This window comes from Stenotrophomonas sp. 05L44_2 (genome assembly GCF_056665995.1).
Genome location: NZ_JBFTNR010000256.1, coordinates 1 through 5,118, shown reverse-complemented (window position 1 = coordinate 5,118; position 5,118 = coordinate 1). Strand labels below are relative to the sequence as shown.

Below are 5,118 nucleotides of genomic sequence, written 5' to 3'. Positions count from 1 at the left end.
TCCCAGGTGGGTTCCGGCGCGGGCGGTGCGACAGCGGCATTGGCCACCGGCGCGGTTTCATGGACGACCTCGGCCGGCAGGTCGTCCCAGGTGGGCTCGCGCTCTGTGTCGATCGCAAGCACGTTGGCGGCGTCGAAAGCAGCCTCCAAGGCCGCATCATCGTTGGCCGGAGCGGCTGCGACGGCGTCGGTTTCGTAGATCACTTCCGCCGGCAGATCGTCCCAGGTCGGCTCGCGCCCGGTATCGGCCGCAGGCGTGGCAACGGCGTCGAAGGCGGCTTCCAGCGCCGCATCATCATTGGCCGGAGCGGTTGCGACGGTGTCGGTTTCGTAGATCACTTCGGCCGGCAGATCGTCCCAGGTCGGCTCGCGCCCGGTGTCGGCCGCAGGCGTGGCAGCCGCGTCGAATGCGGCTTCGAGCGAAGCATCGTCGTTGGCCGGGGCCACTGCGACGGCGTCGGTTTCGTAGATCACTTCGGCCGGCAGATCATCCCAGGTCGGCTCGCGCTCGCCGTCGGCTGCTGCGCTCGTCGGGCGTGGCGCGGCATCAGCGGCGACCGGTGCGACGGCAATGTCGCCGAGCAGCTCGTCCAGATAGTCGTCCAGCATGCCGGTGGTGTTCATGCCGCCTGCTCCAGGGCACGTGCGTCCTCACCGAGGATCCAGTTCAACGCGCGCCGATAGGCCGCCAGGCCGCGTCCCGGGTAGTCCTCGCCGATGCTCGGCAGGGTCAGGCCGGCCGCGTTGCTGATGCGGGTGTCGATCGGAATCGCGTCTTCCCAGACGCGGCTTGCGTGGCGGTCCTGCATGGCGCGCAGCGATTCATTGCCGGTGCGGGTGCGGCGGTCGAACAGTGTCGGCAGGATCGAGATCGGCAGCGGCCGGCGGCGCGAACGCTCGACCATCTCGCCGGTGCGGACCATGCCATCCAGGCCGTGCAGGGCCAACGGCTCGGCCTGGGTGGGAATGATCAGGCGATCGGCCGCGGCCAGCGCATTGATCATCAGCAGGCCCAGSGTSGGYGCGCAGTCCAGCAGGATGTAGTCGTGCTGGCCYTGGTGGCGGGCRARSGCGTTCTGCAGGGCCAGGCCGAGSCCGGGCTGGTTGGCGCTGCGYCGTTCCAGMGTGGCCAGCGMGGCCTGCGCGCACACGTAATCGAGTCCGCCGATGTTGCTGGCATGGCTGAGCGCGGACAGGTCGGCCGGCGGTGCGGCGAACAGTTCCAGCACGCCGGCCGGTGCCGGCTCGATCGGCACGCCGAAGGCGCGGGTCAGCGAGGCATGCGGATCGAGATCGATCAGCAGCACGCGGTGGCCGAGCGCGGCCAGGCCGCGACCGAGGGCGAGGGTGGTGGTGGTCTTGCCGACTCCGCCCTTCTGGTTGGCGACTGCCCAGATGCGCATCGGATTACTCCTTCATTGCCGGGGGAACGGCGGCGCCGACACGGCTGCCAGCCGGCACCGGTGGCAACTGCACCGGTGCGATGGGGGAAGTGGGGGTGGTGGCCGGTGCTGCGGTGGCCTGTTCGCTGGCGCCGCGGGCAGTGCCGGTGGCGGCATTCAGGCGTTCGCCGAGCGGGTCCACCGAATGACTGGTGTCGRCCAGGATGATGACCATCACCCGCCGGTTGCGATTGCGGCCCTGTGCGCTGTCGTTGTCTTCGCGGGGGCGGAACTGGCCGTAGCCGACCATCGCCAGCCGCGATGGCTGCAGCCCCTGGTCGGCAAACAGATGCACCACGCTGGCCGCGCGCCCGGCCGACAGCTCCCAGTTGGACGGGAAGGTGGCGGTGGCGATCGGCACGTTGTCGGTGTGTCCTTCCACGCGCACGCTGTTGGGCACGTCGCGCAGCACGCCGGCCAGGCTGGCCAGGGTGTCGCGCGCATGCACGTCCAGCGCCGCCGAGCCGGTCGGGAACAGGATGTCGCTGTTGATCTCCACTTCGATCCACAGCTCGGTGCGGCGCACGCTGATCATGCCGCGGTCGATCAGTGGCGCCAGCGCGGCGGTCAGGCGGTCGGCGATGCTGTTGAGCTGGCGCTCGGCACGCGCGATCTGTTCCTGGTTGTGCACCGACACCGGCATGCGCATCTGCGAGGCCATCGCCGGCAGCAGGGTGGGGTCGTGCGAGGGCGCGGGAGCGGACGGCCCGATCTTGGTGCCGGACTTGATCACCGACGGGCTGTCCCAGCCGCCGCCCTGCACCTGCTTGTTGCCCACCTGCACCGGATTGATGGTGCGCGGCGCAYCACCGAAGGCATCGGTGAGGGCGTCGGCCATGATCCGGTACTTGCCCTCGTTGACCGAGGAGATCGCGTACATGACCACGAAGAAGGCGAGCAGCAGCGTCATCAGGTCGGCATAGGGGATGGCCCATGCCTCGTGATTGGCGTGCTCTTCGTGGTGCTTGCGGCGGGCCATGTCAGTGCAGGAAGCCGGAGAGGTTGGTTTCGATGTTGCGCGGGTTCTCGCCCTGGGCAATCGAGATCAGGCCTTCGATGACCATTTCGCGGTCGCGGCTGGAATGGGCGATGACGCCCTTCAGCTTGGCGGCGATGGGCAGGAACAGCAGGTTGGCCGAGGCGATGCCGTAGATGGTGGCGGTGAACGCGGCGGCGATGCCGTGGCCGAGCTTGCTCGGGTCGGCGAGGTTCTTCATTACCGCGATCAGGCCGAGCACGGCGCCGATGATGCCCAGCGTGGGCGCATAGATGCCCATGCTTTCAAACACCTTGGCGGCGGCCTGGTCCTGGTGCTCCTGGCTGCCCAGTTCGATCTCCAGCATGTGCCGGATCGATTCGGGTTCAACGCCGTCCACCAGCAGCTGCAGGCCCTTGCGCAGGAACGGGTCCTGCTGCGCTTCCACCTGCGATTCCAGGCCGAGCAGGCCCTGGCGGCGGGCGATGTTGCTCCATTCCACGATCTGCTGGATCAGTTCGCGACGGTCGCTGTGCGGCGGCCGCACGACCCAGCGCACGATCTTGAAGGCGTGCTTGAACACCGCTGGCGAGGTGTGCAGCAGGATGGCGGCGATGGTGCCGACGATGACGATCACGAACGCCGCAGGCGACCACAACGACGCCAGGCCGGCGCCCTTGAGGATGCTGCCACCGACCAGCGAGGCCAGGGCGAGGAAAAGTCCAATGAGGCTGAGTCTATCCATGGGTCCGGTATCGGCTTGTATGAATGGGACTTGAGACACCGGTAGGTCGTGTACAGACGGTAGTCACAGTTTTCGGGTCGCCGGGCATGGCCCGGCGCTACCCTGCGGGGCCGTTTCCGGTAGCGCCGGGCCATGCCCGGCGGGCTTCAGCGCAGCCCGTCCACGTCCAGGATCAGCGCCATGCGACCATCGCCGATCAGGGTTGCACCGGCATAACCACGCAGGCCGCGCAGGGCCTTGGGCAGTGGCTTGATGACCACTTCCTCACGCCCGCGCACCTGGTCCACCACCAGCCCGAAGCGTGCTTCACCGGCCTGCAGCACGACGATGGTCAGCAGGGGCGAGGTGGCCGGCGTCACATCCAGCCATTGCCGCAGGTCGACCAGCGCCAGCGTGTGCGAGCGGCGGTCGAGCACGGCGCGGCCGTCGAACCAGCCCAACGAGGTGCGCGGCGCATGCAGCACTTCCATCACACGGGCCAGCGGCAGTGCGTAGACGTCTTCGCCGGCCTGCACCAGCAGGGTCGGCAGGATCGCCAGGGTCAGCGGTACGCGGATCATGAAACGGCTGCCGCGGCCCAGTTCCGACTGGATCTGGATCTGCCCGCTCAGCTCACGGATGCGCGACTGCACCACGTCCATGCCGACGCCGCGGCCGGAAATGTCGGTGACCTGCTGCTTGGTCGAGAACCCTGGCAGGAACACCAGGTGCAGGCATTCCTCGCTGCTCAGGCGGGCGGCGGCTTCCGGATCGATCAGGCCCTTCTCGCGCGCCTTGGCGCGCAGTTTTTCCGGATCGATGCCGGCGCCATCGTCCTGCACTTCGATGCTGACGTAGTCGCCTTCCTGCTGTGCCGACAGGCGCACGTGACCCATCCGCGGTTTGCCCTGCGCTTCGCGCAGGTCAGGCATTTCCACGCCATGGTCGATGGCGTTGCGGACCAGGTGCACCAGCGGGTCGGCCAGCGCTTCGACCAGGTTGCGGTCGAGCTCGGTTTCGGCGCCGATCAGTTCCAGGTCCACTTCCTTCTTCAGCGAACGCGCAACGTCGCGCGCCACCTTCGGGAAGCGCGAGAACACCTTGCCGACCGGCTGCATGCGGGTGCGCATCACCGCCGACTGCAGGCGCGCGGTGGCGATATCCAGCGTGGACRCGGCGCGGTCCAGCTCTTCATCGCGCAGGCGCGCGCGCAGCGTCTTCAACCGGTTTCGTGACAGCACCAGTTCGCCGATCAGGTTGACGATGGCATCCAGGCGCTTGGTGTCCACGCGCACGGTGTGTTCGGCTTCGGCGACAGGCTTGTTGGGTGCGGRCTTGGCAGCGGGCGGGGCCGGCGAGGGCGCCGGTCGCGGTGCCGGTACCGCAACAGCCGCTGCGGTGGTGTTGCTGCCCGGGGCGGCGCCGCCATGCAGCTGGTCGAGCAATGCCTCGAACTCGTCCTCGCTGATCATGTCGTCGGCCTTCTTCGCCGCCGCCACGGTTGTCGGCGCCTTGCCGCCATGCAGCTGGTCGAGCAGGGCCTCGAATTCGTCGTCGGTGATCAAGTCGCCGCCGCCCGCACCCGGCGTCGCGGCCGCAGGCGCGGTAGCGCCGCCGCCATGCACGTCGAACTGGGCGACCAGTTCGGGCGGGGCAAAGCCCGGCTCGGTGCCCGAAGACACCGCGTCAAGCATCGACTGCAGGTAGTCCAGTGACTGCTGGGCGGCATCGAAGTGATGCGCCTGCAGGACGGCCTGGCCGGCGCGTGCGGCGCCCAGCGCTTCCTCGGCGGCGTGGCACAGCTCGACCATTGCGGTGATGCCGAGGAAACCTGCGCCGCCCTTCAGCGTGTGGTAGCCACGGAACACCGCGTTGAGCTGTTCATTGTCCTGCGGTGCCTGTTCCAGCGACACCAGCTGTTCGCCGAGGCGATCCAGGATCTCCTGGGCCTCGATGATGAAATCGGCAGTGATGTCG

The 5,118-nt window shown here is 68.4% G+C and carries 4 protein-coding genes and 1 pseudogene; all 5 read right to left on the bottom strand.

Going from position 1 to position 5,118, the window contains the following annotated elements:
* Window positions 1-623: pseudogene (locus tag AC1VAN_RS10625) on the bottom strand (hypothetical protein); the annotation flags it as partial.
* On the bottom strand, window positions 620-1,402 hold the full coding sequence (locus AC1VAN_RS10620) for a ParA family protein (RefSeq protein WP_480985771.1): 783 nt from the start codon (window positions 1,400-1,402) through the stop codon (window positions 620-622). The gene AC1VAN_RS10620 and the pseudogene AC1VAN_RS10625, both read right to left, overlap by 4 nt.
* Before the next feature lie 4 nt (window positions 1,403-1,406).
* The gene (gene motD / locus AC1VAN_RS10615) at window positions 1,407-2,420 is read right to left on the bottom strand and encodes a flagellar motor protein MotD (RefSeq protein WP_480985770.1); all 1,014 of its coding nucleotides are present in this window, start codon (window positions 2,418-2,420) and stop codon (window positions 1,407-1,409) included.
* 1 nt (window position 2,421) lies between these two features.
* Window positions 2,422-3,162: a flagellar motor protein gene (locus AC1VAN_RS10610; protein ID WP_025878976.1), complete on the bottom strand. Its 741-nt coding sequence runs from the start codon at window positions 3,160-3,162 to the stop codon at window positions 2,422-2,424.
* Between the two features lie 146 nt (window positions 3,163-3,308).
* Window positions 3,309-5,118 (bottom strand): chemotaxis protein CheA (locus tag AC1VAN_RS10605; RefSeq protein ID WP_480985769.1); only part of this gene is annotated, 1,810 nt, incomplete at its 5' end.